General features: G+C 37.2%; 26 protein-coding genes. 25 read left to right on the top strand and 1 reads right to left on the bottom strand.

The window, feature by feature from the left end; genetic code table 11:
- Positions 1-39 precede the first annotated feature (39 nt).
- The 16 genes from MKY70_RS19960 to spoVM all read left to right on the top strand — a co-directional run bounded on the left by MKY70_RS19960 (position 40) and on the right by spoVM (position 15,236).
- Positions 40-915: a YicC/YloC family endoribonuclease gene (locus MKY70_RS19960; protein ID WP_002088227.1), complete on the top strand. Its 876-nt coding sequence runs from the start codon at positions 40-42 to the stop codon at positions 913-915.
- Positions 916-982: 67 nt separating this feature from the next.
- Positions 983-1,246: an extracellular matrix/biofilm regulator RemA gene (gene remA, locus MKY70_RS19955; RefSeq protein ID WP_001251456.1), complete on the top strand. Its 264-nt coding sequence runs from the start codon at positions 983-985 to the stop codon at positions 1,244-1,246.
- A gap of 13 nt (positions 1,247-1,259) precedes the next feature.
- Entirely contained in the window at positions 1,260-1,877 is a 618-nt protein-coding gene (gmk, locus tag MKY70_RS19950; protein ID WP_002014492.1) for a guanylate kinase, read from the top strand.
- Positions 1,878-1,879: 2 nt separating this feature from the next.
- The gene (rpoZ, locus tag MKY70_RS19945; RefSeq protein ID WP_002014493.1) at positions 1,880-2,092 is read left to right on the top strand and encodes a DNA-directed RNA polymerase subunit omega; all 213 of its coding nucleotides are present in this window, start codon (positions 1,880-1,882) and stop codon (positions 2,090-2,092) included.
- Between the two features lie 197 nt (positions 2,093-2,289).
- Positions 2,290-3,495 (top strand): bifunctional phosphopantothenoylcysteine decarboxylase/phosphopantothenate--cysteine ligase CoaBC, encoded by a 1,206-nt coding sequence (gene coaBC / locus MKY70_RS19940; protein ID WP_088034469.1) that lies wholly within the window; start codon positions 2,290-2,292, stop codon positions 3,493-3,495.
- Complete coding sequence (gene priA, locus MKY70_RS19935) at positions 3,492-5,897, top strand: primosomal protein N' (protein WP_341025584.1); 2,406 nt, start codon at positions 3,492-3,494, stop codon at positions 5,895-5,897. The genes coaBC and priA overlap by 4 nt, the downstream gene beginning before the upstream one ends.
- A gap of 11 nt (positions 5,898-5,908) precedes the next feature.
- Positions 5,909-6,379 (top strand): peptide deformylase, encoded by a 471-nt coding sequence (gene def, locus MKY70_RS19930; RefSeq protein WP_088034471.1) that lies wholly within the window; start codon positions 5,909-5,911, stop codon positions 6,377-6,379.
- Between the two features lie 22 nt (positions 6,380-6,401).
- Complete coding sequence (gene fmt / locus MKY70_RS19925) at positions 6,402-7,346, top strand: methionyl-tRNA formyltransferase (RefSeq protein ID WP_002014498.1); 945 nt, start codon at positions 6,402-6,404, stop codon at positions 7,344-7,346.
- Entirely contained in the window at positions 7,343-8,677 is a 1,335-nt protein-coding gene (gene rsmB / locus MKY70_RS19920) for a 16S rRNA (cytosine(967)-C(5))-methyltransferase RsmB (RefSeq protein WP_088034473.1), read from the top strand. Before fmt ends, rsmB begins: the two co-directional genes overlap by 4 nt.
- A 4-nt stretch (positions 8,678-8,681) precedes the next feature.
- The gene (gene rlmN, locus MKY70_RS19915) at positions 8,682-9,770 is read left to right on the top strand and encodes a 23S rRNA (adenine(2503)-C(2))-methyltransferase RlmN (protein WP_002014500.1); all 1,089 of its coding nucleotides are present in this window, start codon (positions 8,682-8,684) and stop codon (positions 9,768-9,770) included.
- A gap of 4 nt (positions 9,771-9,774) precedes the next feature.
- On the top strand, positions 9,775-10,527 hold the full coding sequence (locus MKY70_RS19910) for a Stp1/IreP family PP2C-type Ser/Thr phosphatase (protein ID WP_002014501.1): 753 nt from the start codon (positions 9,775-9,777) through the stop codon (positions 10,525-10,527).
- Between the two features lie 8 nt (positions 10,528-10,535).
- Entirely contained in the window at positions 10,536-12,509 is a 1,974-nt protein-coding gene (gene pknB, locus MKY70_RS19905; RefSeq protein WP_088034475.1) for a Stk1 family PASTA domain-containing Ser/Thr kinase, read from the top strand.
- A gap of 270 nt (positions 12,510-12,779) precedes the next feature.
- Complete coding sequence (gene rsgA, locus MKY70_RS19900; RefSeq protein ID WP_002014503.1) at positions 12,780-13,661, top strand: ribosome small subunit-dependent GTPase A; 882 nt, start codon at positions 12,780-12,782, stop codon at positions 13,659-13,661.
- Positions 13,662-13,663: 2 nt separating this feature from the next.
- Complete coding sequence (gene rpe, locus MKY70_RS19895) at positions 13,664-14,308, top strand: ribulose-phosphate 3-epimerase (protein ID WP_002014505.1); 645 nt, start codon at positions 13,664-13,666, stop codon at positions 14,306-14,308.
- Positions 14,309-14,408: 100 nt separating this feature from the next.
- Positions 14,409-15,089, top strand: a complete 681-nt coding sequence (locus MKY70_RS19890) for a thiamine diphosphokinase (RefSeq protein ID WP_002014506.1) — start codon at positions 14,409-14,411, stop codon at positions 15,087-15,089.
- Positions 15,090-15,155: 66 nt separating this feature from the next.
- On the top strand, positions 15,156-15,236 hold the full coding sequence (gene spoVM, locus MKY70_RS19885) for a stage V sporulation protein SpoVM (protein ID WP_001213599.1): 81 nt from the start codon (positions 15,156-15,158) through the stop codon (positions 15,234-15,236).
- 73 nt (positions 15,237-15,309) lie between these two features.
- On the opposite strand, the gene rpmB is transcribed toward spoVM, so the two are convergent.
- On the bottom strand, positions 15,310-15,498 hold the full coding sequence (rpmB, locus tag MKY70_RS19880) for a 50S ribosomal protein L28 (protein WP_000124776.1): 189 nt from the start codon (positions 15,496-15,498) through the stop codon (positions 15,310-15,312).
- A 378-nt stretch (positions 15,499-15,876) separates the two neighbouring features.
- Between rpmB and MKY70_RS19875 the strand changes: the two genes are divergently transcribed.
- The 9 genes from MKY70_RS19875 (at position 15,877) to rncS (ending at position 24,880) form a co-directional block, all read left to right on the top strand.
- A complete protein-coding gene (locus tag MKY70_RS19875; protein ID WP_002014507.1) occupies positions 15,877-16,239 on the top strand; it encodes an Asp23/Gls24 family envelope stress response protein in 363 nt (120 codons plus the stop codon).
- 22 nt (positions 16,240-16,261) lie between these two features.
- Entirely contained in the window at positions 16,262-17,938 is a 1,677-nt protein-coding gene (locus MKY70_RS19870; RefSeq protein WP_002014508.1) for a DAK2 domain-containing protein, read from the top strand.
- Between the two features lie 424 nt (positions 17,939-18,362).
- On the top strand, positions 18,363-20,411 hold the full coding sequence (recG, locus tag MKY70_RS19865) for an ATP-dependent DNA helicase RecG (protein ID WP_016100712.1): 2,049 nt from the start codon (positions 18,363-18,365) through the stop codon (positions 20,409-20,411).
- 88 nt (positions 20,412-20,499) lie between these two features.
- Positions 20,500-21,093, top strand: coding sequence for a transcription factor FapR (gene fapR / locus MKY70_RS19860; RefSeq protein WP_000747354.1), 594 nt, complete (start codon positions 20,500-20,502; stop codon positions 21,091-21,093).
- Positions 21,090-22,082 carry a phosphate acyltransferase PlsX gene (gene plsX, locus MKY70_RS19855; RefSeq protein WP_002128828.1) on the top strand — a complete coding sequence of 331 codons (993 nt, stop codon included), beginning with the start codon at positions 21,090-21,092 and terminating at the stop codon, positions 22,080-22,082. Before fapR ends, plsX begins: the two co-directional genes overlap by 4 nt.
- 14 nt (positions 22,083-22,096) lie before the next feature.
- On the top strand, positions 22,097-23,041 hold the full coding sequence (gene fabD, locus MKY70_RS19850) for an ACP S-malonyltransferase (protein ID WP_088034478.1): 945 nt from the start codon (positions 22,097-22,099) through the stop codon (positions 23,039-23,041).
- Positions 23,041-23,781: a 3-oxoacyl-[acyl-carrier-protein] reductase gene (fabG, locus tag MKY70_RS19845; RefSeq protein ID WP_002014514.1), complete on the top strand. Its 741-nt coding sequence runs from the start codon at positions 23,041-23,043 to the stop codon at positions 23,779-23,781. The genes fabD and fabG overlap by 1 nt, the downstream gene beginning before the upstream one ends.
- 69 nt (positions 23,782-23,850) lie before the next feature.
- Positions 23,851-24,084, top strand: a complete 234-nt coding sequence (gene acpP / locus MKY70_RS19840; protein ID WP_002014515.1) for an acyl carrier protein — start codon at positions 23,851-23,853, stop codon at positions 24,082-24,084.
- Between the two features lie 58 nt (positions 24,085-24,142).
- A complete protein-coding gene (gene rncS / locus MKY70_RS19835) occupies positions 24,143-24,880 on the top strand; it encodes a ribonuclease III (RefSeq protein ID WP_002033792.1) in 738 nt (245 codons plus the stop codon).
- The last annotated feature ends 111 nt before the right edge of the window (positions 24,881-24,991 follow it).

Here is a 24,991-nt window from a genome sequence, read left to right as displayed (position 1 = left end):
TTTTTCATTGAGTTATTTCATGGCTTGGATGTGATAAAGATGATTTGTAGTATGACAGGATTTGGAAGATCGAAGGTAGAAAACGATACTTTTCAAATAACAGTAGAAATGAAGTCGGTGAACCATCGTTTTTTAGAAATGAGTATTCGGCTTCCGAAGCAAATGATGGCGTTTGAAGACAAGATTCGTAAAATAATTGCAAAGCAAGTTCGCCGTGGACGTATTGAAGTGTCTATTAGTATAACAGGTGAAGGGCTTGTTGAAAGAAAATTAACTGTGAATTGGGAACTTCTCAAGCAGTACCAATCCATTATGGAAGATATAAAAGGGAAATTTCAATTACAAGATTCTATTACACTCGGGCAACTAATGGGAATGCCAGAAGTAACGGCAGTTGAAGAAATAGAAAATGTAAATGAACAATTTGAAACCGGTTTATATGAAGCTGTTCGCCAAGCTGCTCATATGTTGAAAACGATGAGAGATGGCGAAGGAGAACGATTACATAAAGATATAGCATATCGTTTGCAAGAGATTCATAATTGTGTAAATGCAATTATTCCACATGCACCAATTGTTACACAAAAATATCGTGAACGATTAGAAAATCGCTTAAAAGAATTACATAATCAAGATTTAGATGAACAACGATTGTTGACAGAAGTAGCAATATTTGCAGAGCGTTCAGATATTCACGAAGAATTAGTTCGATTACAAAGTCATTTAGATCAATTTCGTGAAGCACTGCAAATTACAGAGCCTGTTGGAAGGAAAATGGACTTCATCGTGCAAGAGATGCATAGGGAAGTTAATACGATAGGTTCTAAGGCAAATGACTTAACAATTTCAAAATATGTCGTAGAAATGAAAAATAACCTTGAAAAAATTCGTGAACAAGTACAAAATATTGAGTAGCTTTCAAAAAATATATAAAGTTATACGTGGTGGAGAAATCGGATAGACTTACTAGGAGGCGCAAACTATGGCCATGCGGTTTTTAAATATTGGATACGGAAATATTGTATCTGCTCATCGAATTATTGCTATTGTAAGTCCGGAGTCAGCTCCTATTAAACGGACAGTACAGGAAGCGCGTGAACATAATGCTTTGCTTGATGCTACGTATGGGAGAAAAACAAGGGCGGTTATTGTTATGGATGATGGGCATGTAGTATTAAGTCCAATTCAGCCAGAGACGATTGCACATCGTTTGAATAATAAAGAAGATCTAAGTGAGGAAGGGTAGGTTTTACATATTTATGAGAAGTAGAAGAGGATTGCTCATCGTTCTTTCGGGACCTTCTGGTGTCGGGAAAGGAACGGTTCGAAAAGAGCTGTTTAGCCATGAAGACACACGTTTTCAGTACTCTATTTCAGTAACGACACGTAAACCGCGTGAAGGTGAAGTAGATGGTGTGGATTATTTCTTTAAAGAGAGAGAAGAATTTGAAGAAATGATTCGTAATGAAAAGTTACTTGAATGGGCTGAGTTCGTTGGTAATTATTACGGAACACCGATTGATTATGTTGAAAAAACGTTACAAGAAGGAAAAGATGTGTTCTTAGAAATTGAAGTGCAAGGAGCAATTCAAGTTAAGAAAGCCTTCCCAGCAGGTGTATTTATTTTCTTAGCACCTCCAAGTTTATCTGAACTAAAGAACCGAATTGTCGGCCGTGGTACAGAAACTGAAGATGTTATTGAAAATCGTTTAACTGTAGCGAAAGAAGAAATCGAAATGATGGACGCTTATGACTATGTTGTAGAAAACGATCAAGTTGAATTAGCTTGCGACCGAATTAAAGCAATTGTGGTTGGTGAACATTGCCGCCGCGAAAGAGTGGCAAAATACTATAAAGAAATGACGGAGGGTCTATAATTATGTTAAATCCATCAATTGACTCATTATTAACAAAAATCGATTCTAAATATACACTTGTAACAGTAGCTGCAAAGCGTGCACGTGAAATGCAAATTGCTGACAATTGTGTTATTGAAAAGCCTGTTTCTTATAAATGTGTAGGTAAAGCATTAGAAGAAATCGATTTAGAAGTATTAAAATATGTACCAAGCGATGACACAATAATTGATTAAGACATTCTTTTCGACAAATTAAAACATAGACTTTATAATTTTCTATGTAACGGTAACAACCTATTTACAAGTAGGTTGTTATTTTTTTACGATAGGGATGAAAAGGAATTGAAAAAGACGGAACGAAATACTGGTACTGACGAGCTGGAAATTCTATTTCAGTAGAATAAGTTTGAAAAAGAAAGAGGACGAGTCATATGCTAAAAGGGAAAAAGATACTTCTATGTGTAACAGGAGGCATTGCAGTTTTTAAAGCGGCTGCGTTAACAAGTAAATTGACACAAGCTGGCGCTCTTGTAAAAGTAATGATGAGTGAGTCGGCAATGAAGTTTGTTACGCCTCTTACATTTCAAGCACTTTCTCGCCATGATGTATATACGGATACGTTTGATGAGAGAGACTCCGCTGTTATTGCTCATATTGATTTAGCGGATTGGGCAGATGTTGTACTTGTTGCACCTGCTACAGCTAATTGCATTGGAAAGTTAGCTGGCGGTATTGCTGATGATATGATTACAACTACTTTGTTAGCTACTACAGCTCCAGTGTGGATTGCACCTGCTATGAATGTGCATATGTATGAAAATAAAATTGTTCAAAAAAACATGATGACGTTAAAAACATTAGGATATACATTTATTGAGCCTGGGGAAGGTTTTTTAGCATGTGGTTATGTAGCAAAAGGAAGACTGGAAGAACCTGAAGCAATTATTGGACGATTAGAAGAGGCTTTCTCAGAACAACAACCATTGCAAGGAAAACGAATATTAATAACAGCTGGACCGACACGTGAAAAGATTGATCCGGTTCGTTTTATGACGAATTTTTCTTCTGGAAAGATGGGGTATGCGATCGCAGAAGTTGCAGCAAGCTTAGGTGCTGATGTCATACTTGTGTCAGGACCGACAGCATTAGAGTCACCATTACATGTCACAACAATACAAGTGGAATCTGCACAAGATATGTTAGAGGCAGTCCTTCAGCATTATCAGAGTGTGGATGTTGTCATCAAAACAGCAGCCGTTGCAGATTACCGTCCGAAATATGTTCATGATAATAAAATGAAAAAGAAAAATGGCGATGCTGTAATTGAATTAGAAAGAACAGTGGATATTTTAAAAACGTTAGGTGAGAAGAAGGACCGACAGTTACTTATCGGTTTCGCAGCTGAAACGACAAACATAGAGGAATACGCAACGAGAAAATTACGTGAGAAAAATGCAAATATGATTGTTGCGAATGACGTGAAAGCGCAAGGAGCTGGATTTGGTACGGATACAAATATTGTGACAATGTATAGAAAAGATGGAGAAATCATTGAGCTACCACTTTTAACGAAGAAAGAAGTGGCTCGTGAAATATTAAAGCAAATAGAAATGATGTTAGAAGATGATTATGTATGAAGTTTGCAAGTGTAATTGTTGATGTACCTGCACGTCAAACAGATCGACCGTTTGATTATATTATCCCTAAAAAATGGGAAGATATCGTGCAAACAGGAATGCGTGTAGTAGTCCCATTCGGTCCGAGGAAATTGCAAGGTTTTATTATTGGCATAAAGGATTCGGTTGAACTAGAAAGTAAAAAGTTAAAAGCGTTGTATGAAATATTAGATGTCACTCCGGTTTTAAATGATGAATTATTAAAACTTGGGTATTGGCTTACAAGTGAAACGTTATGTTATATGATTTCAGCTTTTCAGGTGATGCTTCCGACGGCGATTAAAGCAACATATAAAAAGCGTCTGCAACTTCGTAACCGAGAAGAAGTAGCACCAGAAATTCTTTCTTTATTTCAAGGGAAGGAAACGATAGATTGGGAAGTTATCGAAGCACAGCCGCACCTATATCGCACTATTCAACAAGAAATTAAAAATGGTACGACTGAAGTGGTTTATCAAGTAAAGGATAAAGTGCAGAAGAAGAAACAAAGAGTAGTTCAACCGGAGTTGCCGGCAGATAAATTGGAATTAGCAGCATTTGAACTGAAAAGTAAAAAACAACAAGATGTACTCTATTATTTTGTAGAAAACTACAAAAGTGTACCGTTAAAAAATTTAACAGAAGAATTACAAATAACAGATGCTCCAATAAAAGCACTTGTTAAAAAGGGTCTAATCTCAGAAAAGTATGTAGAGGTATACCGGAGTCCGTATGACGATGATGATTTTGAACAAACGAAACCATTTCCGCTTACTGAGGAACAAAAACAAGTAATTACACCGATTTTGTCATCAATTACAAATGAAACTTACAATCCATTTTTACTATATGGTGTTACAGGAAGTGGTAAGACTGAAGTGTATTTACAATCTATAGCAGCGGTGCTCGAGAAAGGAAAAGAAGCAATTGTGCTTGTTCCTGAAATTGCGCTAACGCCCCAGATGGTAGATCGCTTTAAAGGTAGGTTCGGTTCGCAAGTTGCAGTTCTTCACAGTGCGCTTTCTGTTGGCGAGAAATATGATGAATGGCGAAAGATATTAAGAAAAGAAGTGAAAGTTGTAGTTGGTGCGCGTTCAGCTATTTTTGCTCCATTTGAAAATTTAGGAATCATTATTATTGATGAAGAGCATGAATCAAGTTATAAGCAAGAGGATAACCCAAAGTATCATGCAAGAGATGTAGCAGTGTGGAGAGGACAATATCATAAGTGTCCAATCGTTCTCGGAAGTGCAACGCCGACACTTGAATCGTTTGCTAGAGCGAAAAAAGGTGTCTATGGGTTGCTTATAATGGAAAAACGTATGAACAAACAAGCTTTGCCGACTGTAGAAATTGTTGATATGCGTGAAGAGCTTCGTGATGGAAATCGCTCAATGTTTTCAAAGGCACTGCATGAAAAAATAGCAGATCGATTAGAAAAGAAAGAACAAATGGTTCTCTTTTTAAATAGAAGGGGTCATTCTACGTTTGTGATGTGTCGTGATTGTGGGTATGTCGTACAATGTCCGCATTGTGATATTTCGTTGACATATCACAAAATGAACCATCGTTTAAAGTGTCATTATTGTAGTCATGAGGAAAATATGCCAACGGAGTGTCCTGCTTGTAATAGTACGTATATTCGTTTCTTTGGTACAGGGACGCAAAAGGTTGAAGAAGAAATCACAAAACTATTTCCTGAGGCGCGGGTCATTCGAATGGATGTGGATACAACAAGCCGTAAAGGAATGCATGAAAAATTATTAAAGGCGTTTGGTGAAGAGAAAGCAGATATATTACTTGGAACACAGATGATTGCAAAAGGGCTTGATTTTCCGAAGGTGACGCTTGTTGGCGTTTTAACGGCGGATACGATGCTTCATCTACCTGATTTTCGGGCGAGTGAAAAGACGTATCAGCTATTGACGCAAGTAAGTGGACGTGCAGGAAGACATGAATTGCCAGGTGAAGTTGTAATTCAAACGTATACGCCGGAACATTACAGTGTAGAATTAGCAAAGAATCAACAATATGATGTATTTTATGAGCACGAAATGCAAATGAGGCAAATGAGACAATATCCGCCATATTACTACGTTGTACTTGTAACTGTATCTCATCCGGAGTTATTAAAGGCAGTCCAAGTGACGGAAAAAATTGTCGGTCATTTACGAACGCATTGTTCAAGGCAAACAATGGTGTTAGGGCCGGTTGCTTCAGCAATTCCAAGGATAAAAGATAGATATCGTTACCAATGCATGATAAAATACAAACGGGAACCAAACTTAAAGAACGTGCTCAAAATGGTAAATGAACATTATCAAGCAGAAATGCAAAAAGAGCTACAAATCTCAATTGATTTTAATCCAACAATGTTAATGTAGCGGAGGGAAATATGGCAGTTTTAGAAATTGTAAAGCATCCAAATGAAGTGTTAGAAACACCATGCGAAAGAGTAATTAACTTTGATAAAAAGTTAGTGAAATTGTTAAAAGATATGCATGAAACAATGTTAATTGCAGACGGAGTTGGTCTAGCTGCGCCACAAGTGGGTGTAAGCTTACAAGTTGCTGTTGTTGATATAGGTGATGATGCGGGTAAAATTGAATTAATTAATCCTGTTATTTTAGAAAAACGTGGTGAACAAGTAGGTCCCGAAGGCTGCTTAAGCTTTCCGGGACTTTATGGTGAAGTGGAGCGTGCAGATTACATTAAAGTACGTGCACAAAATCGTCGCGGTAAAATATTTTTATTAGAAGCGGATGACTTCTTAGCGCGTGCAATTCAGCATGAAATCGATCATTTACACGGTGTTTTATTTACATCTAAAGTGAAAAAGTATTATGAAGCAGGCGAATTAGAATAGGTTTAAAAGGAGCGGTTTTTGAATGATGAAAGTAGTATTTATGGGGACACCGGACTTTTCTGTGCCGGTGCTTCGTCGTCTTATCGAGGACGGATATGACGTAGTTGGTGTTGTAACGCAACCTGATCGTCCAGTTGGTAGAAAAAAGGTTTTAACACCTACTCCTGTTAAAGTAGAAGCGGAGAAACATGGTATTCCAGTAGTACAGCCGTTAAAAATTCGTGAAAAAGACGAATATGAAAAAGTATTAGCACTAGAGCCAGACTTAATTGTAACAGCAGCATTTGGACAAATCGTACCGAATGAAATTTTAGAAGCGCCAAAGTATGGATGTATTAATGTTCACGCATCATTACTTCCAGAACTTCGCGGTGGTGCACCAATTCATTATGCGATCATGGAAGGTAAAGAGAAAACAGGTATTACAATTATGTATATGGTAGAAAAATTAGATGCGGGCGATATATTAACGCAAGTAGAAGTAGAAATTGAAGAGCGTGAAACAACAGGTTCATTATTTGATAAGTTAAGCGAAGCAGGAGCACACCTTTTATCTAAAACGGTTCCTTTACTAATTCAGGGTAAACTAGAACCAATTAAACAAAGTGAAGCTGAAGTGACGTTTGCATATAATATAAAACGTGAGCAAGAGATAATTGATTGGACAAAAACAGGTGAAGAAGTATACAATCACATTCGCGGATTGAATCCATGGCCAGTTGCTTATACGACTTTGGCAGGACAAGTTATTAAAGTATGGTGGGGAGAGAAGGTCTCTATTACAGAGAAAGCTGAACCAGGTACAATAGTAGCTCTTGAAGAAGATGGATTTGTTGTTGCAACAGGGAACGAGACAGGCGTTAAAATCACTGAATTGCAACCATCTGGTAAAAAGCGTATGAGTTGTTCACAATTTTTACGTGGAACAAAACCTGAAATTGGTACGAAGTTAGGAGAAAATGCATGAGACAAAATGTTCGTGAATTAGCTCTGGATGGCTTAATTCAAGTAGAAAAAAGTGGTGCATATAGCAACTTACTTTTAAATAATTTGATTGAAAAAAATACAATTGACAGAAAAGATATTGGTTTATTAACTGAAATGGTATATGGAACAATTCAACGTCGTGACACACTAGATTATTATTTACAACCATTTTTAAGAAAAAAGGTTGAAGCGTGGGTAAGAGTGTTGCTTCGCCTATCTCTATATCAAATGCTATATTTAGACCGAGTTCCAGAAAGAGCGGCTATTCATGAAGCAGTTGAGATTGCAAAGCATCGTGGGCATAAAGGGATTTCAGGCATGGTGAACGGAGTATTGCGTTCAATTCAGCGAGAAGGTGTACCTTCGTTAGAAGAAATCGAAAATCCAGTAGAACGACTTGCGATTGCAACGAGTCATCCAATGTGGCTTGTACAAGAATGGGCATCCGAATATGGTTTAGAGACAGCAGAGAAAATGTGTGAAGTAAATATGTTGCCACCTGTACCAACAGCACGTGTAAATGTTGATAAAGTAACGGTAGAAGAAGCGGTTGCGTTATTAGCTGATGAGGGTATAGAAGCAAAACGTGGCGAATTGTCAGAGGATGCAATTCAAATTGAAAGAGGAAATGTCGCACATACAGAAGCGTTCAAAAAAGGTTTCCTTTCTATTCAAGATGAAAGCTCAATGCTTGTAGCACGTGCTTTAGAACCGAATAAAGGAGATACAGTTCTAGATAGTTGTGCTGCTCCTGGCGGAAAAACAACTCATATTGCAGAGCGTTTGGACGGAACTGGTAAGGTAATGTCGCTTGATTTACACGCACATAAAGTACGTTTAATTGAACAACAGGCGAAGAGACTTGGTTTAGAAAATGTAGAAACGATGGCTTTAGATGCTAGAAAAGTTCAAGAGCATTTTGCAAATGAATCTTTTGACAAAATATTAGTAGATGCACCATGTTCTGGATTTGGTGTTATTAGACGTAAACCTGATATTAAGTTAGGTAAAGATAAGGGCGATAGTGAAAGGTTATCAACGATTCAACTTGCGATACTAGAAAAAATAGCACCATTGTTAAAACAAGGTGGTCGCCTTGTTTATAGTACGTGCACAATTGAAAAAATAGAAAATGAACAAGTAATAAAGCAATTTTTACAAGAGCATCCTGAATTTGAATGGGATACTACGATAAAAGATCGCATGCCAGAAAAGTTAAATCCGTATATTGATGAAGGTCAAGTACGAATTTTACCGCATTATTTTGCAACAGATGGCTTTTATATTGCTTGTTTAAGAAAGAAGGTGTAGCATCATGGAAACGACTGTAAAAAAACAAAAGAAAAATCTAGAAACAAAGAAACCATCAATTTATTCTTTACAACTTCATGAAATGCAAGATTGGTTAAAGGAACAAGGAGAACCTAAGTTCCGTGCAGGACAAATTTTTGATTGGCTATATAAAAAACGTGTAAAAAATTATGAGGATATGTCAAACCTTGCTAAAGGATTGCGCGATAAATTGTCGAATTCCTTTGATATTACTACTTTAAACACTTTAGTAAAACAAACGTCTTCGGATGGAACGATTAAATTCCTATTCCAGTTATACGATGGATACTCTATTGAAACTGTACTAATGCGACATGAATATGGAAATTCCATTTGTGTAACAACACAGGTGGGTTGCCGCATTGGCTGTACGTTCTGTGCTTCTACACTTGGTGGGTTAAAACGAAACTTAGAGGCTGGAGAAATTGTAGCGCAAGTAGTAGAAGTTCAGCGTGCGCTTGATGAAACAGAAGAACGTGTAAGTTCTCTTGTTGTTATGGGAATTGGAGAACCATTTGATAATTATGATAACTTAATGTCATTCTTACGCATTGTAAATCATGAAAAAGGAATTCATATTGGTGCAAGACATATGACAGTTTCAACAAGTGGAATTGTTCCAAAAATTTATAAGTTCGCTGAAGAAGATATGCAAATTAATTTTGCGATTTCATTGCATGCTGCAAATACAGAGATACGTTCAAAATTAATGCCGATCAACCGTGCTTATAAGCTACCTGATTTAATGGAAGCTGTTAAATACTATGTAAATAGAACAGGGCGTCGTATTACATTTGAATATGGCTTATTTGGAGGAGAAAATGACCAAGTTGAGCACGCTGAAGAACTTGCTGCGCTCTTAAAAGGTGTAAAATGTCATGTAAACTTAATTCCGGTAAACTACGTGCCAGAACGTGATTATGTACGTACGCCACGAGAGCAAATTTTCTTATTTGAAAAGACGCTAAAAGATCGTGGAGTGAATGTAACCATTCGCCGTGAACAAGGTCATGATATTGATGCAGCCTGCGGTCAGTTGCGTGCAAAGGAGCGCAAAGAAGAGACGAGGTGACTAGATGAAAGCCGTGTTTCTATCGGATAAAGGAAAAGTTCGTCAACATAATGAAGATAGTGCAGGAGTTTTTCGCAATTTAGATGGAAATATTTTAGCGGTAGTAGCAGATGGAATGGGAGGTCATCGAGCTGGCGATGTAGCTAGCTCGATGGCTATTCAATTATTCCATGATTATTGGAAGCAAACGCATAATATGAATGAGCCTAAAAAGGTAGAAAAGTGGTTACATACTAACGTTGGAATTATTAATGAGCGCATATATGCTTACTCTAAGCAGCATGCAGAATGTAATGGCATGGGAACAACACTTATAATAGCCATTTGTACATCGAATTTTGTGACGATAGGTCATATAGGAGATAGTCGGTGTTATATGGTATCAGAGGGGAAAATGACGCTTGTAACGGAAGATCATTCGCTTGTAAATGAACTTGTGAGACATGGCGAAATTTCAAAGGAAGATGCAGAATATCACCCGAAAAAGAATGTTTTGTTAAGAGCATTAGGAAATGAAGAAACAGTTGGATTAGATGTTAAAACATTGGTGCTTGAAGAAGATGATCAATTACTTCTTTGCTCGGATGGATTGTCTAACAAAGTTTCTATTGCTGATATGCAACAAATTTTACAATTGAATGAACAGCTCGAGGCGAAGGGAGAGCATCTCATTCAATTAGCAAATGATCGTGGTGGAGAAGATAATATTACCCTCGTTATTATTGATTATACGGATTCGACAAACGAAAGTAGGTGAAGTGCAACGTGCTGATTGGAAAACGCTTAAATGACCGTTATAAGCTGCTGAAAATGATTGGCGGTGGAGGAATGGCCAATGTATATTTAGCTCATGATGATATACTCGGCCGAGATGTAGCGGTAAAAATATTAAGACTCGACTATTCAAATAATGAAGAGTTTATTAAACGTTTCCATCGAGAAGCGCAATCTGTTACAACGTTGTCGCATCCAAATATTGTGAATATGTATGATGTTGGGGAAGAGGATGATATATATTATCTTGTAATGGAATATGTACCTGGACGAACATTGAAGCAATACATAATTGATCGAGGGATGTTACCGATAGGAGAGGCTCTTGATATAATGGAGCAGTTAACGTCCGCTATGGCACACGCCCATCATTTTGAGATTGTACATCGTGATATTAAACCGCACAATATTTTGATTCGAGATGACGGAGTGGTCAAAGTAACAGACTTTGGAATTGCGACAGCTACAAGTGCAGCAACGATTACACATACAAATTCGGTGCTCGGTTCGGTGCATTATTTATCACCAGAACAAGCGCGCGGCGGTATAGCGAATAAACAATCAGATATTTATTCACTTGGGATTGTTATGTTTGAATTGTTAACAGGAAGACAACCGTTTTCTGGTGAATCTGCTGTTGCAATTGCGTTAAAACATTTACAAAATGAAATGCCATCTCCAAAAAGATGGAATGAAAATATTCCACAAAGTGTTGAAAATATTATATTAAAGGCAACTGCGAAAGATCCGTTCCATCGATATCAATCTGCTAACGCGATGAAACGAGATATTGAAACAGCACTATACCCAGAACGAATAAATGAACAACCATTTTACATACCAGAAGATATGGAAGCAACGAAAGCGATTCCAATTATTCAACAAGAACAACTATTTCAAAATGTAAGTGATGAAACGATTGTATTAAAAGGAAGTAAAGTGGATGAACAAGTAAGAAAAGAAGAGACCAAATCAGGTAAGAAGAAAAAGCGAAATAATAAATGGCTGAAAGTTTTAATTACAACATTTTTACTTTTAGCGATAGGGATAACATTAGCACTTACTGTTATTCCAGGCTTCTTTATTCCGAAAGATGTGAAGGTTCCTGATGTGGCTGGTATGAAATATACGACAGCTGTAAATACATTAGTTGAAAAAGGTTTTGAAGTTACTGAACCTAATCTTGTATATACAGATGATGTTGAAGCCGGAAACGTGATAAAAACAGATCCTATAGCAGGAAGAGTAGTGAAAGAAAACTCTAAAATTACTATCTATCAATCAGGTGGGAAAAAGAAAAGTAAGATGCGTGATTTGACAGGAAAAGATTTCGAGAGTATAAGAGCTGAGTTAGAAGAAAAATATAAACAAGTTACAATAAATTATATTGAAAATGATAAGCCGAAAGGTGAAATTGTAGAGCAAATACCAACGCCTGATCAAATGGTTATAGAGACAGAACAAGAGCTGAAAATTTGGGTAAGTAAAGGACCTTATCAAATAAGACCAGGTGATTTTTCAGGATGGACTGAAAATAGTGTAAAAGGTTATTTAAATGAAAGAAAGCTTGTTTCTGATATACAAAGAGAGTATTCAGATAAGGTTGATAAAGGTCTTGTTATTTCACAGTTACCAAAGCCTGGGACACCTTTAAAAGAAGGAGATAAAGTATCGATTGTTATCTCCGATGGTCCGAAGCCTAAAGTGACGAAAACGGTAAAAGTGGATAACATTTCTATCCCATATGAAGCTTCTGCAACAGGTGAGAAAAAGCCGCAAACAATAGAAATTTATAAAGAAGATATGCAGCAAAAAATGGATAAACCAGTTGAAACGAGAACAATTACTGAGTCAGCGATTATTTCTTTAGAATTTGTAATTCAAGAAGGTGCAAAGGGACACTATAAAATTGTCCGAGATGGAGTAACGATTATGGACAAGGAAGTACCATATCCGGCTCAATAATAGTGAATTCCATCGTCCTTATATAGAAGATGGAATTTATTACTCTTGCCTGTTATGCTGTCTACATCGTGGACTGTATAACAGGCAAAAATATATGATTCAAAAAGCTGTAAAAGTGATACTGTTGTAAATAATATTTCAAATTTGATGGTAGATTAAATATATGAACCTGGATATATATTTGGTGGGCTTTGAACTAATTGTTTAAAGAACGCTAGTCTATTCATATTTAATTGCAGTTTCATTTTATACAAAATAAAGGAGAATTATATGCCAGAAGGAAAAATTGTAAAAGCTCTAAGTGGGTTTTATTATGTGCAGAATGAGGAAGGGATTACACAATGTCGTGGGCGTGGTGTATTTAGAAAGAATAAAATTACGCCACTTGTAGGAGACCAAGTTGTTTTTCAAGCGGATAATCCGAATGAAGGTTATGTGTTAGAAGTATTTGATCGGAAAAATGAACTTGTTAGACCTCCTATTGCTAATGTTGATCAAGCTATTCTTGTTTTCTCTGCGGTAGAACCAGATTTTAATCCAGGACTGTTAGATCGATTTTTAGTATTAATTGAATATCATAACATTAAACCAATTATTTGTATTAGTAAGATGGATTTAGTAGATGAAAAAATGAGAGAAACTGTTGAATCTTATGCAAATGATTATCGTGAAATGGGTTATGATGTGTTGTTTACTTCTATAAATACATCGGAAAGTATTGATATTCTGAAACCATTCTTAGAAGGTTGTATTTCCGTCGTTGCAGGCCAATCTGGTGTTGGGAAATCTTCAATGCTAAACGTATTACGTCCAGATTTAGAATTGAAAACTAATGATATTTCTTCACATTTAGGACGTGGAAAGCATACGACAAGACACGTAGAATTAATTACAGTTGGAAGCGGACTTGTTGCGGATACACCTGGTTTTAGTTCGCTTGATTTCATAGATATAGAGGTAGAAGATCTTACATATTGTTTTCCAGAGTTGAAAGAAGCGAGCCAATACTGTAAATTTAGAGGGTGTACACACCTTGCTGAACCGAAATGTGCGGTGAAAGCTGCGGTTGAAGAAGGAAAGATTACCGAATATCGTTATAAGAATTACAAACAATTCGTAGAAGAAATTAGAGAGAGAAAGCCGAGGTATTAGTCATGATTAAAATTGCACCATCGATTTTATCAGCAGATTTTTCAAGATTAGGGGAAGAGATTAAAGATGTAGAAAAAGGCGGAGCTGACTACATTCACGTCGATGTAATGGATGGGCATTTCGTACCAAATATTACGATTGGACCATTAATTGTAGAAGCAATCCGTCCGATTACATCATTACCGTTAGATGTACATTTAATGATTGAAAATCCTGATAACTATATCCCAACTTTCGCAAAAGCGGGAGCGGATATTATTACTGTTCATGTAGAAGCGTGTCCTCATTTACATCGTACAATTCAGTTAATTAAATCTCATGACATTAAAGCAGGGGTTGTATTAAATCCGCATACTCCAGTTTCAACGATTGAGCATGTATTAGAAGATATAGACATGGTATTACTTATGACAGTAAATCCTGGATTTGGCGGGCAGAAGTTTATTCATTCTGTATTACCGAAAATCAAACAAGTTGCAGAAATGGTTAAAGAGCGAAATCTAGAAGTGGAAATTGAAGTTGATGGTGGTGTCAACGCTGAAACGGCAAGACTTTGTATTGAAGCAGGAGCGAATGTTCTTGTAGCGGGATCAGCAGTATACAATCAAAAAGACCGCGGTGAAGCAATTCGTGTAATTCGCGGATAAAGAATGAACGAACCTTTATCCTAGTGAAGCTTCTAGTTCATTAAGACTTCACTATTTATACATGTTAGAGTGGCAAATAAGGAGAAAGGCAATCTACCGAATGGCAGATTGCCTTTTTACAATAGAAGGGGAAGGAAAAATGATTATTCATATTTTAGCGGGAGGACCTGCAGAATACTGCGCAGATTTTTCGCGGTATGAAAATGAAGAAGTAGTTTGGGCGGCCGTTGATAGAGGAGTGTACCGTTTGTTGAAAAGAGGAATCACTCCGGCTGTTGCGTTTGGGGATTATGATTCAGTTACTGATGAGGAATTAGCATGGATGAGGCAGCAAACAAATGAATTACATATCGTCCCGCGAGAAAAAGATCAAACAGATTTAGAAATTGCAATTAGCTGGGCTTTAGAACAGAAACCAAAATTAATTCGTATTTTTGGTGCTACTGGTGGAAGACTTGATCATGGTTTAGCAAATATTCAGATGCTTTTAAAGGGATTAGAAGTAAATATAGAAATGTGTATTGTGGACAATAAAAATGAAATAATGGTGAAAAAGTTTGGTATGTATATAATTGAAGGAAACGAACATTTTCCATACGTATCATTTGTACCAGTTACTGAAAGGGTAGAAGGTATTACACTTCACGGTTTTAAGTATCCCCTTACTAATAAAACAATAGAGTGGGGATCGACACTTTGTATTAGTAATGAACTCGTTGAGGAAAAAGGTACTTTTTCATTCACTTCTGGCATATTAATGATGATAAGAAGCACTGATTGAAGAAACAATTTTGCTCCTTGCATCATATAGTGAACAAGTGGAGTAATGGGGATTAGGAGGGAAACCATGAGATTTTATACAATTAAGTTACCTAAATTTCTTGGTGGAATTGTTCGTGCGATGTTAAATACCTTCAAAAAAGACTAAAAAAAGCACCTATTACCGGTGCTTTTTCCAATGGTATAATAAAAAAAGAGCCTAGCGGCTCTTTTTTTTATTATTAAACACGTTCGATTTTGCCAGATTTTAATGCTCTAGCAGAAACGTAAACACGTTGAACTTTTCCGTCGATGCGTACGCGAACTTTTTGAAGGTTAGCGCCCCATTTACGTTTTGTAGCGTTCATTGCGTGAGAACGAGAGTTACCAGAACGAGCTTTTCTTCCAGTGATAGCACAAACACGAGCCATTTATATTTCCCTCCCTTAACTACCGTAACATACGTAATTTTTCAATATTAGTCTTTTATGCGATGCTAAAAACACTACTATAATTTAACACAACTAAAAAGAGAATGCAACACCGTAGGGAAAAGAAATCAAGAAAAAATACTTGACACTATATGTCAATGAAGAAAAGGTGAAATCAAGAAAAATTGCTTGACATATTATAGTGGTACATGTTGTATAATAACAATGGACTATTTTGCTCATCATAAAAAAATGTAATTTAAAACATAAAATATGAGAGTGAAAAAGAAAGAACGATGGAATTTTCTTTAAAAAGATTATATGATAGTAACTAAAGTAGTCTAGCTCACTTTCACCATTTATGAAGGGGGAAACGAGATGTCAATTGAAATTAAAACGAAGTACGGTCAAATTGATATTAGTACAGATGTAATTGCAACAATTGCTGGAGGTGCCGCAGTAGATTGCTACGGTATCGTAGGTATGGCATCAAAAAATCAGTTAAAAGATGGATTAACAGAAATTTTACGAAAAGAAAACTTCACTAGAGGCGTTATTGTTCGTAAAAATGAAGATGAAGTACATATTGATATGTATATTATTGTGAGCTATGGTACGAAAATTTCAGAAGTAGCACATAACGTGCAGACTAAAGTGAAATATACATTAGATCAAACTGTAGGACTAGCAGTAGATTCTGTAAACATCTACGTACAAGGAGTTAAAGTAATAAACTTGTAATGTGCATTAAGGAGGAAAATCTGTGTCAATTCAAAAAATTGATGGAAAACGTTTATCACAAATGATCATTCAAGGAGCCAATAATTTAACAAATAATGTTCAGCTTGTTGATGCATTAAACGTATTCCCAGTTCCAGATGGCGATACCGGTACAAACATGAACTTATCAATGACTTCAGGCGCACGTGAAGTGAAAGCAAATCCTTCGCAGCATGCTGGTAAAGTCGGTGTAAGTTTAGCCAAAGGATTATTAATGGGAGCTCGTGGTAACTCTGGGGTTATTTTATCTCAGTTATTCCGTGGTTTTTCTAAATCCATTGAACAAAAAGAAGAATTAACGACAGTTGATTTTGCTGCAGCTTTAGAAGCTGGAGTAGAGGCAGCTTACAAAGCGGTTATGAAACCAATTGAAGGAACGATTTTAACGGTTGCAAGAGAAACGGGTAAATATGCAGTGACAGTTGCGAAAAAACAGCGCGACTTTGTTTTGTTTATGGAAGACGTTGTAAAAGAAGCAAACGCATCGTTAAATCGTACGCCAGATTTATTACCTGTATTAAAACAAGTTGGCGTTGTAGATAGCGGTGGTAAAGGTCTTGTTGTTGTATATGAAGGATTTTTAGCTGACTTAAAAGGAGAAACGATTTCTTCTGATATGCCTGCCCAACCATCTATGAATGACATGGTACGTGCAGAACATCACCGTAGTGTACAAAGCCAATTGAGTACAGAAGATATTAAGTATGGATATTGTACGGAGTTCATGGTGAAATTAGAGCCTGGAAAAATGAAGGAACATAATTTCTCTGAACAAAAATTCCGTGAAGATATTAGTGTGTACGGAGATTCACTACTTGTTGTATCGGATGATGAGGTTGTAAAGGTTCATATTCATGCGGAACATCCTGGAGATCCTATGAACTATGGACAACGTTACGGTAGTCTAATTAAGATCAAAGTAGAAAATATGCGTGAACAGCATACTGCTTTATTAGATGAACCTAGCATGGTACCTGAACAAACGAATCAGCCAATAGAGAAACAACCGTATGGTATTGTAACTGTAGCTATGGGATCGGGTATTAAAACTCTATTTGAGAGCATTGGTGCAACGAAAGTTATCGAAGGTGGCCAAACGATGAATCCGAGTACGGAGGATATTGTGAAGGCGATTGAAGAGGCGAATGCTGAAAAAATCATCATCTTACCAAATAACGGGAATATCGTGATGGCGGCAGAACAAGCAGCGTCAGTTGTAGAACAAGAAGTTATTGTTATTCGTTCAAAAACAGTTCCTCAAGGTATGGCTGCAATGTTAGCATTTAATCCAGTTGGAACGCTAGAAGAGAATGAAGAAAACATGAAAGAAGCTTTAGCTCATGTGAAAACAGGTCAGATTACGTATGCTGTTCGTGATACGGAAATTGACGGTGTAGCGATTCAAAAAGATGATTTCATGTGTATTGCAGATGGGAAAATTGTATCTACAAATGCTGAGAAAGTAGGAGCTGCAAAGCAATTACTAGAAGCGCTAATTGATGAAGATTCTGAAATCGTAACGATTCTACAAGGTGAAGATGCAACAGATGAAGAAGTGGCTAAATTAGTTGCGTTTGTAGAAGAGAACTTTGAAGATGCAGAAGTAGAAGTACATGCAGGGAACCAACCGGTGTATTCTTTCATCTTCTCTGTAGAATAAGAAAAGATTCGATTTGAAAATAAATGGGTTACTTACTTGCTAATAGATAAGAAATAGTGATATGAAGTTTATTACTAGTTTTTATTCAAAAGGCTAGCATATTGATGATAGAAAAGAGCCTTGCTGCTAATAGTGAGGCTCTTTTCTTACGTATTGTACAACTTTGTTTTATCCCGCTATTTGTGGGCAGTAAAACTTCCACCCCCTATATTCGGCTGGAGCAAAGAAGTTAAGTGGGAGATTAACTGCCCGTAAACGCCCACTGATTATAGTTTCACTTTATATAGAGGGATTAGAGTAGTTTCTCTTAGAATGCCTATGATAGAATATATAAGGTGAAAGAGAGCGATTACAGATGTCAATGATAATAATGGATAATCAATAGAATGAATCAAAGAAAATAATGTGACGGAGCGTGAGAATCTTGAATGAAGTTGTACAAGTTCCTGTTACGGATGTAAAGGGAATCGGAGGAGAAACATCTGAGTTGTTACACGAGATGGGAATTTATACAGTTTCTCATCTATTAGAACATTTTCCGTACCGCTATGAAGACTATGCGATGAAAGATCTTGCTGAAGTAAAGCATGACGAGCGTGTAACGGTTGAGGGGAAAATTCATAGTGCTCCTTTACTGCAATATTATGGGAAGAAGAAGTCACGTCTTACAGTTCGTGTTCTCGTCGGTCGTTATTTAATTACAGCTGTATGTTTTAATAGACCATACTATAAACAAAAGTTAAATTTAGATGAAACGGTAACGATTACTGGTAAATGGGATCAGCATCGCCAAACAATTGCTGTATCAGAACTGAATTTTGGACCGGTTGTACGACAACAAGAAGTAGAACCTGTATATTCAGTGAAAGGAAAACTGACAGTAAAACAGATGCGCCGGTTTGTTGCACAAGCATTTAAGGAGTATGGAGATTCTATAGTCGAAGTGTTACCAGATGGTTTGTTAAGTCGATATAAATTATTATCACGCTATGAAGCGCTCAGAGGGTTACATTTTCCAGTGGGACAGGAAGACTTAAAGCAAGCGCGTCGCCGTTTTGTATATGAGGAGTTTTTCTTGTTTCAGTTGAAAATGCAAACATTACGGAAAATGGAAAGGGAAAACTCGAAAGGGACGAAAAAGGAAATTTCATTAGTAGAATTGCAAGAGTTTACTGATGCGCTTCCGTTTCCATTAACTGGCGCACAACGCCGGGTTGTAGATGAAATAATGAAAGATATGATATCTCCGTACCGAATGAATCGATTATTGCAAGGGGATGTAGGTTCTGGGAAAACAGTTGTTGCTGCGATTGCTCTTTATGCGGCGAAATTGGCTCATTATCAAGGTGCTTTGATGGTTCCTACAGAAATTTTAGCCGAGCAACATTATCAGTCGCTCGCGGAGACGTTTTCACATTTCGGTATGAAGGTTGAATTGCTAACAAGTTCTGTTAAAGGTGCGAGACGTCGAGAAATTTTGTCGAGATTAGAACAGGGAGAAGTAGACATCCTTGTTGGAACGCACGCTTTAATTCAAGACGAAGTTATATTTCATAGGTTAGGTCTCGTTATTACCGATGAACAGCATCGATTTGGTGTGGCGCAGCGCCGGGTTTTACGTGAGAAAGGTGAAAGTCCAGATGTATTGTTTATGACGGCGACCCCAATCCCGCGTACGTTAGCTATCACTGCATTTGGAGAGATGGACGTTTCTATTATCGACGAAATGCCAGCTGGTAGAAAGGTAATCGAAACGTACTGGGCAAAACATGATATGTTAGATCGTGTCCTCGGCTTTGTGGAGAAAGAGATAAAAAAAGGAAGACAGGCATATGTTATTTGCCCTCTTATTGAAGAGTCTGAGAAGCTTGATGTACAAAATGCTATCGACTTACATAGTATGCTGACTCATCATTATCAAGGGAAATGCCAAGTTGGATTAATGCATGGGAGACTATCATCTCAAGAAAAAGAAGAAATAATGGGACAGTTTAGTGAAAATAAAGTGCAAATTCTTGTGTCGACAACAGTTGTTGAAGTAGGCGTGAATGTACCAAATGCGACTGTTATGGTTATTTATGACGCGGAACGTTTCGGTTTATCACAGCTCCATCAGCTGAGGGGGCGTGTTGGGCGTGGTAGTGAACAATCATATTGTTTATTAATTGCGGACCCGAAATCAGAAACGGGAAAAGAAAGAATGCGCATTATGACTGAAACAAATGATGGATTTGTATTGTCAGAAAAAGATTTAGAGTTACGAGGTCCTGGGGATTTCTTTGGAAGTAAGCAAAGTGGTCTACCAGAATTTAAGGTTGCTGATATGGTACATGATTATCGGGCGTTAGAAACAGCAAGACAAGATGCAGCGATACTAGTTGATTCAGAAGCGTTTTGGCATAATGATCAGTATGCTTCGCTGCGTACTTATCTTGATGGGACAGGTGTGTTCCAGGGAGAGAAGCTCGATTAAAAGTAGTCTGCAAAAGTTTTTGTTGCATTCTACTTTTAATGATTATATACTACTTTTAGTACCTAGTCATAAAAATGGATGGTGCGGTATGAAAAAAAGAAGAAGTAAAAAAGAAAGACAAGAATTATTACAACAAACAATAGAAACGAATCCTTTTATAACGGATGAAGATTTAGCGGAAAAATTTCAAGTGAGCATACAAACTGTTCGTCTTGATCGTATGGAATTATCTATTCCTGAATTAAGAGAACGAATTAAGCATGTGGCTACAAAACAACATGAAGAAGATGTGAAATCTTTACCGTTAGAAGAGGTTGTCGGAGAAATTATTGATATAGAATTAGATAGACATGCGATTTCTATCTTTGAAGTAAAGGTAGAGCATGTATTTAAAAGAAATCAAATTGCTCGTGGGCATCATTTGTTTGCACAAGCAAACTCACTAGCTGTTGCGGTTATTGATGAAGAATTAGCTTTAACTGCAAAGTCCACCATTCGATATATTCGCCCTGTAAAATTAGGAGAGCGTGTTGTTGCAAAAGTACGTGTTGAAGATGTAGAGAATGATAAAGGACGGACGGTTGTCAAAGTGCGTAGTTTTGTTGGAGAAGAACTTGTCTTTACAGGCACTTTTGAAATGTATCGATCTAGTAATTATAGTGAGGAAGGTAACAACTTATGAAAATCGCAATAGATGCAATGGGCGGCGATCATGCACCAAAGGCTGTAGTATTAGGAGCAATGAAAGCTATTAAGGAATACTCAGATTTACATATTACGTTAGTAGGGAAAGAAGAGGGAATTCGTCAATATTTAACGAGTGAAGAGCGAATTACTATACTTCATACGGACGAAAAAATTGAATCGACAGACGAACCAGTAAGAGCGGTTCGTCGAAAAAAACAAGCTTCAATGGTACTAGCGGCGCAGCAAGTAAAAGACGGCGTAGCGGATGCTTGTATATCAGCAGGTAGTACAGGAGCTTTGATGGCAGCTGGATTGTTTGTTGTTGGTCGTATGGAAGGAATTGAACGACCAGCTTTATCACCTACAATGCCAACTGTTGATGGAGAAGGTTTTGTTATGTTAGATGTTGGAGCCAACGTTGATGCAAAACCAATTCATTTATATCAATATGCAGTAATGGGCTCTGTTTACGCAGAGAAGGTAAGAGGAATTAAAAATCCACGCGTTGGACTTTTAAACGTTGGAACAGAGGATGGTAAAGGAAACGAGCTTTCAAAACAAGTCTTTGCTATGCTCAAGGATGCACCAATTAATTTCGTTGGAAACGTTGAATCAAGAGATTTATTGCAAGGTGTAGCAGACGTTGTTGTATGTGATGGTTTTACGGGTAATGTAGCGCTAAAATCATTAGAAGGAACAGCACTTGCGTTATTCTCTATGTTAAAAGAACAATTAATGAGTTCGTTTACGAGCAAATTAGCAGCAGCGGTATTAAAACCAAAACTTATGGTATTGAAAGATAAAATGGATTATTCGGAGTATGGGGGAGCGGCGTTGTTTGGATTGAAAGCTCCTGTCATTAAGGCTCACGGTTCTTCTAATGACCAATCGATATTTAGTGCGATTCGTCAAACGAGAGAAATGGTAGCGAAAGAAGTAATTCCTACAATTTCAAGTGTAATGGAGAAGGAGCCGCTTCAATAAGAGGAGGATTTGAAATGGGAAAAATAGCATTTCTTTTTCCGGGCCAAGGTTCACAGGCAGTTGGAATGGGTAGACAGTTAGCGGAGAATAATAAAGAGGTTGCGAAAGTGTTTGCAAAAGCGGATGAGGTTTTGCATGATTCTCTTTCAGAAGTGATTTTTGAAGGACCGCAAGAAAAGTTAACATTAACAACAAATGCGCAGCCGGCACTATTAACAACGAGCTTTGCAATTTTAACAGCTTTGAAGGAGTATGATATTACACCTGATTTTGTCGCAGGACATAGTTTAGGTGAATATAGCGCTCTTGTAGCTGCTGGTGCATTAACATTCGAAGACGCTGTATATGCTGTAAGGAAACGCGGGAAATATATGGAAGAAGCTGTTCCAGGCGGGGAAGGTGCAATGGCAGCTATTTTAGGTGCGGATCCGGATATGCTGAAACGAGTTACAGAAGAAGTAACAAGTGAAGGATATGCAGTACAAATTGCTAATATGAATAGTACGAAGCAAATTGTTATTTCTGGAACAAAGCAAGGAGTAGAACTTGCTTCTCAAAGAGCGAAAGAAAATGGTGCTAAAAGAGCAATTCCGCTCAAAGTAAGTGGACCGTTTCATTCCTCGCTTATGAAACCAGCTGCTGAGAAATTCCAAAGTGTTTTAAATGAAATTACAATTCAAGACACGAATATTCCTGTTATTGCAAATGTTACGGCAGATGTTATTACGCGTGGTACAGATATTCAAGCAAAGCTAATTGAACAGCTCTATTCGCCTGTATTATGGTACCCATCTATTGAGTATATGGTGAATCAAGGGGTAGATACATTTATTGAAATCGGACCTGGAAAAGTACTTGCTGGTCTTATGAAGTCGATTGATTCTTCAGTGAAAGCATATGCGGTATATGATGAAGAGACATTAAGAGATACCATTTCAAATTTGAGAGGAGAAAGCTGATGTTAAAAGGGAAAGTAGCATTAGTAACTGGTGCTTCACGTGGGATTGGTCGTGCGATTGCTATTGATTTAGCGAAACAAGGGGCAAATGTTGTAGTAAATTATGCTGGTAATGAGCAAAAGGCGAATGAAGTAGTTGATGAAATAAAGAAATTAGGTTCAGATGCCATTGCAGTAAGAGCAGATGTTGCAAATGCTGATGATGTTACTGCAATGGTGAAACAAACTGTAGATACGTTTGGACAAGTTGATATTCTTGTAAATAACGCTGGTGTAACAAAAGATAATTTATTAATGCGTATGAAAGAAGAAGAATGGGATACAGTTATTAATACAAACTTAAAAGGTGTTTTCTTATGTACGAAAGCAGTATCGCGCTATATGATGCGTCAACGTCATGGACGTATTATTAATATCGCTTCTGTTGTTGGTGTAACAGGAAACCCAGGACAAGCAAATTATGTTGCTGCTAAAGCTGGTGTAATTGGATTAACAAAAACATCAGCAAAAGAATTAGCGAGCCGAAATATTACTGTAAATGCAATTGCTCCAGGGTTTATTGCGACTGATATGACGGATGTATTAGATGAAAATATAAAAGCCGAAATGTTAAAATTAATTCCTGCAGCTCAGTTTGGAGAAGCACAAGATATCGCAAATACTGTAACGTTTTTTGCTTCTGATCAAAGTAAATATGTTACAGGTCAAACGTTAAATGTTGATGGCGGTATGGTAATGTAATAAAAGAATCGATTTCACCTAGTTTTTTTGGACAATATTTTATATAATATTTGAGGGGAGGTGAATAGAATGGCAGATGTTTTAGAGCGTGTAACCAAAATTGTCGTTGATCGTTTAGGAGTAGAAGAAACTGAAGTAGTACCAGCTGCAAGCTTCAAAGAAGATTTAGGCGCAGACTCCCTAGATGTAGTAGAACTTGTAATGCAATTAGAAGATGAATTCGAAATGGAAATTTCTGATGAAGATGCTGAAAAGATTGCTACTGTTGGCGATGCTGTGACTTACATAGAGAGTCATCTATAATGCTTAAGTGAAGTCCCGTTTTTTAACGGGGCTTCTCGGCTTATATCTGGAGGGACCTATGCCGTACCGAAAACATAGAGAAAAAAAATACGAAGCAAAATATCGTGAAGCTTTTAAAGTATTTCAAGAAGAGATAGGTATTACGTTTACAGATGAAAAATTATTGATTCAAGCGTTTACGCATTCATCGTATGTGAATGAGCATCGAAAAAAACCGCATGAGGACAATGAGCGTCTTGAGTTTCTTGGCGATGCTGTATTGGAACTCACTGTATCACAGTATCTGTTTCAAAAATATCCGACAATGAGCGAAGGAGAGTTAACAAAACTACGTGCAGCTATTGTATGTGAGCCATCTCTTGTTCGTTTTGCAAACGAAATGTCATTTGGTAGCCTTGTTTTATTAGGGAAAGGTGAGGAAATGACGGGTGGACGTGAACGACCAGCTTTATTAGCGGATGTCTTTGAAGCGTTTATTGGTGCCCTTTATCTTGATCAAGGGCTAGAAACAGTTTGGGGATACTTAAAAGAAGTTGTATATCCAAAAATTAATGAAGGTGCTTTTTCTCATGTGATGGATTATAAGAGTCAATTGCAAGAATTGATTCAGCGTGATGGTAGTGGCAATGTTGAGTATCAAATTTTGCAAGAAAAAGGACCGGCCCACAACCGAGAATTTGTGTCCCGTGTAACTTTAAATAATGAGGCATTAGGTCTTGGAAGTGGTAAGTCAAAAAAAGAGGCAGAGCAACAAGCTGCTGCAGAAGCATTGAAAAAATTAAAAGAACAATCATGAGGAATCCCCCTTTGAATGAGGGGGATTCCTTATGCATAGAATGAAACTTTCCTTTTATTTATAAATAAAAGGAGTGGGAAATCCGTATAGTAGTTTGTTTTCGTACAGACA

The organism is Bacillus sp. FSL R9-9492 (genome assembly GCF_038007365.1).
In the GTDB taxonomy this organism is placed as follows: domain Bacteria; phylum Bacillota; class Bacilli; order Bacillales; family Bacillaceae_G; genus Bacillus_A; species Bacillus_A mycoides.
The sequence above is the reverse complement of the archived record's forward strand: the minus strand, read 5'-3'. Positions and strand labels throughout refer to the sequence as shown.

What these genes read in the sequence shown, in the direction of transcription:
- MKY70_RS19960 (WP_002088227.1), top strand. Translation starts at nt 40, where the DNA reads ATGATTTGTAGTATGACAGGATTTGGAAGATCGAAGGTAGAAAACGAT.
- remA (WP_001251456.1), top strand. Translation starts at nt 983, where the DNA reads ATGGCCATGCGGTTTTTAAATATTGGATACGGAAATATTGTATCTGCT.
- gmk (WP_002014492.1), top strand. Translation starts at nt 1,260, where the DNA reads ATGAGAAGTAGAAGAGGATTGCTCATCGTTCTTTCGGGACCTTCTGGT.
- rpoZ (WP_002014493.1), top strand. Translation starts at nt 1,880, where the DNA reads ATGTTAAATCCATCAATTGACTCATTATTAACAAAAATCGATTCTAAA.
- coaBC (WP_088034469.1), top strand. Translation starts at nt 2,290, where the DNA reads ATGCTAAAAGGGAAAAAGATACTTCTATGTGTAACAGGAGGCATTGCA.
- priA (WP_341025584.1), top strand. Translation starts at nt 3,492, where the DNA reads ATGAAGTTTGCAAGTGTAATTGTTGATGTACCTGCACGTCAAACAGAT.
- def (WP_088034471.1), top strand. Translation starts at nt 5,909, where the DNA reads ATGGCAGTTTTAGAAATTGTAAAGCATCCAAATGAAGTGTTAGAAACA.
- fmt (WP_002014498.1), top strand. Translation starts at nt 6,402, where the DNA reads ATGATGAAAGTAGTATTTATGGGGACACCGGACTTTTCTGTGCCGGTG.
- rsmB (WP_088034473.1), top strand. Translation starts at nt 7,343, where the DNA reads ATGAGACAAAATGTTCGTGAATTAGCTCTGGATGGCTTAATTCAAGTA.
- rlmN (WP_002014500.1), top strand. Translation starts at nt 8,682, where the DNA reads ATGGAAACGACTGTAAAAAAACAAAAGAAAAATCTAGAAACAAAGAAA.
- MKY70_RS19910 (WP_002014501.1), top strand. Translation starts at nt 9,775, where the DNA reads ATGAAAGCCGTGTTTCTATCGGATAAAGGAAAAGTTCGTCAACATAAT.
- rsgA (WP_002014503.1), top strand. Translation starts at nt 12,780, where the DNA reads ATGCCAGAAGGAAAAATTGTAAAAGCTCTAAGTGGGTTTTATTATGTG.
- rpe (WP_002014505.1), top strand. Translation starts at nt 13,664, where the DNA reads ATGATTAAAATTGCACCATCGATTTTATCAGCAGATTTTTCAAGATTA.
- MKY70_RS19890 (WP_002014506.1), top strand. Translation starts at nt 14,409, where the DNA reads ATGGCAGATTGCCTTTTTACAATAGAAGGGGAAGGAAAAATGATTATT.
- spoVM (WP_001213599.1), top strand. Translation starts at nt 15,156, where the DNA reads ATGAGATTTTATACAATTAAGTTACCTAAATTTCTTGGTGGAATTGTT.
- rpmB (WP_000124776.1), bottom strand. Translation starts at nt 15,498, where the DNA reads ATGGCTCGTGTTTGTGCTATCACTGGAAGAAAAGCTCGTTCTGGTAAC.
- MKY70_RS19875 (WP_002014507.1), top strand. Translation starts at nt 15,877, where the DNA reads ATGTCAATTGAAATTAAAACGAAGTACGGTCAAATTGATATTAGTACA.
- fapR (WP_000747354.1), top strand. Translation starts at nt 20,500, where the DNA reads ATGAAAAAAAGAAGAAGTAAAAAAGAAAGACAAGAATTATTACAACAA.
- plsX (WP_002128828.1), top strand. Translation starts at nt 21,090, where the DNA reads ATGAAAATCGCAATAGATGCAATGGGCGGCGATCATGCACCAAAGGCT.
- fabD (WP_088034478.1), top strand. Translation starts at nt 22,097, where the DNA reads ATGGGAAAAATAGCATTTCTTTTTCCGGGCCAAGGTTCACAGGCAGTT.
- fabG (WP_002014514.1), top strand. Translation starts at nt 23,041, where the DNA reads ATGTTAAAAGGGAAAGTAGCATTAGTAACTGGTGCTTCACGTGGGATT.
- acpP (WP_002014515.1), top strand. Translation starts at nt 23,851, where the DNA reads ATGGCAGATGTTTTAGAGCGTGTAACCAAAATTGTCGTTGATCGTTTA.
- rncS (WP_002033792.1), top strand. Translation starts at nt 24,143, where the DNA reads ATGCCGTACCGAAAACATAGAGAAAAAAAATACGAAGCAAAATATCGT.